This window comes from Methylobacterium bullatum, assembly GCF_014845095.1.
GTDB classification, from domain to species: Bacteria; Pseudomonadota; Alphaproteobacteria; order Rhizobiales; family Beijerinckiaceae; genus Methylobacterium; species Methylobacterium bullatum.
Map to the genome: position 1 here is coordinate 1 of NZ_NKUG01000315.1, position 567 is coordinate 567.

Genomic DNA, 567 nt, shown 5'->3' on the forward strand with positions numbered 1-567 from the left:
AGGAAAGGTGAATAAGAGCCAGAGGGTGTAGGGCGCGACATCCCGCGTCAGGATCGTGCCCGCCCCGACCACCGCCCCGGTGCCGATACTGCGACCGGGCAGGATGACGGCGCCATGACCGATCCAGACATCGTGGCCGATGGTGACGGGTAGGGCGCGGCGCCGGGCGAAGAAGGCCGGCTCGTCCTCCTCGCCCGGCCAGTAGGCGCTGGCCCGGTAGGTAAAATGGGATTGGGAGGCCCGCTCCATCGGGTGGTTGCCGGGGTTGATCCGCACATGCGAGGCGATGGAGCAGAACTTGCCGATGGTCGTGTAATTCACCTGCCCGTCCTCGACGATGTAGGAATAGTCGTCGAGGCTCGTCTCGCTAAGGCGCGTGCGGGCGCCGACCTCGGTGTAGCGGCCGAGGCGGCACCGGGAGAGTTCGGCGGTCGGGTGGACGGCCGGTTCGAGGCCAAGGCGATCGGAGACCATCGGGGTTTCCTTCAGGGCGAGAAGGGCAGGCGGCGCAGGAGGCGGAACGGCGCCGTGCCGTCCTGGACGACGACGCTCACCGCATCGATCACC

The 567-nt window shown here is 67.9% G+C and carries 1 protein-coding gene; it reads right to left on the reverse strand.

Annotated elements, in window-relative coordinates:
• The coding region (locus tag MBTS_RS23390) for a DapH/DapD/GlmU-related protein (protein WP_192216613.1) at nucleotides 1-474 on the reverse strand (474 nt) is incomplete at its 3' end.
• Between the last annotated feature and the right edge of the window lie 93 nt (nucleotides 475-567).